The organism is Desulfonatronospira sp. MSAO_Bac3 (genome assembly GCF_003838035.1).
GTDB lineage: Bacteria > Desulfobacterota > Desulfovibrionia > Desulfovibrionales > Desulfonatronovibrionaceae > Desulfonatronospira > Desulfonatronospira thiodismutans.
In genome coordinates, this window is sequence record NZ_QYZY01000171.1 from 1 (window position 1) to 1,577 (window position 1,577).

Consider the following 1,577-nt stretch of genomic DNA (forward strand, 5'->3'; position numbering starts at 1 on the left):
CCAGGAGGCTGAAGATGAACTACTGTTTCAGATTGCTCCGGGCAGTGATGCTCCCGGGACTGCTCCAGCCGGAGCCGGACTGGCCACACTGGAACAGGAAGCAGGAGAGCTGATGCAGGACTCTCTTTTTCCAGGCATGCGGGAAGAGTACACTGGCGAGCCGGTATCCATAGATTTGCAAAACGCTGAGGTGGAACATGTTCTGCGCCTCATCACCCACCACACGGAATACAATCTCATTTTGGACGAGGAGGTTCAGGGCAAGATTTCGCTGCGCCTGCGGGAAGTCCCCTGGGATCAGGCCCTGGACCTGGTCCTGGCTCAAAAAGATTTGGGCATGGTGCGCAAGGGCAATATCATCCGGGTGACCACCGCGGACAGACTGGAAGCCGAAGAGGAAAGACGCCGCCGCTCCAGGCAGGCGGAACTGGAAGATCAGGAAAGCCTGCGCAAGCTTGAACCCTTGCAGCAGAGATTTATTCAGATCAATTACGCCAGGGCAGAGGAACTGCAGCCCAGGATTGAGGATTTTCTGTCCGAAAGGGGCCGGGTGACTCAGGACGCGCGCACCAACACCCTGATAGTCCTGGATACCCCCGCCCAGCTTGAAGAAATCACTGAATTGATCCAGAATCTGGACCGCCCCGAACGTCAGGTGCTCATCGAAGCCAGGGTGGTATATGCTACAGAGAGTTTTCGCCGCGAACTGGGCATTGACTGGCACTTTGACTACGCTGCACCTATAAGCGGCGCTCTGGAAGGCACGGTGGAAATGCAGAGCATGAATCTGCCCGGACAGCTGGACAACCTCATGGCCCTGGGCGGTGGTCTGGAAAGATTCGCCGGGAGCATGTTTCAGTTGGATGCGCAGCTGCGCCTGGGGGAAGTGGAGAACAAATCCAGCACCATCTCAGCTCCTCAGGTAATGACCCTGAACAACCAGGAGGCCGAAATCGAGCAGGGTACGCGCATCCGCAGACAGGTTGAGGACGAACGCGGCACCAGGACAGAATATGAGGACGCGGTTCTTAGACTGGTTGTCCAGCCCCAGATTACACCTGAAAACAACCTGATCCTGAACCTGGAAGTCAGGGATGATACTCCTGCGGAGGACGGCATCGACACCAAGCTCACCAGGACCACATTACTGGTGGATGATGGAGAAACAATAGTCATAGGGGGCATAAAGAAACTACTGGAAAGTGAGCGTTTCCACCGTGTGCCCGGCCTGTCCAATATCCCAATACTGGGGAGACTCTTTTCAAGCGAATTCGTAGAAGAAGGCAAAGACGAACTGCTCATATTTATCCGCCCCAAGATCCAGTAGAGAAAAAAAGTATGGAACTGAAACTGCCCTCATCCAGAGATCTGCGCAGCATCTGGCAGGAAAGCTTTCTGGGTCAGAAGGGATTCTTTATACCAGGAGAACGTAAGCTTCCCATCGGCCGGGAAATGCAAATTGACCTGGTGGTGGAAGGTTCAAGCTGGGGCTCCCTGAAAATGGTCCCTGTATGGGCCAACCTGTCCGGCCCGGAAAGCAGTGATCTGCCCCGGGGCACCTTTCTTTTGCTCACATC

The 1,577-nt window shown here is 55.0% G+C and carries 2 protein-coding genes; both read left to right on the plus strand.

Annotation, left to right across the window (positions count from 1 at the left end; translation table 11 throughout):
* Positions 1-1,327, plus strand: a 1,327-nt coding sequence (locus D5S03_RS05660; protein WP_287042967.1) for a type IV pilus secretin PilQ, incomplete at its 5' end; no start/stop codon positions are given.
* An 11-nt stretch (positions 1,328-1,338) separates the two neighbouring features.
* Positions 1,339-1,577 (plus strand): hypothetical protein (locus D5S03_RS05665; RefSeq protein WP_287042969.1); only part of this gene is annotated, 239 nt, incomplete at its 3' end.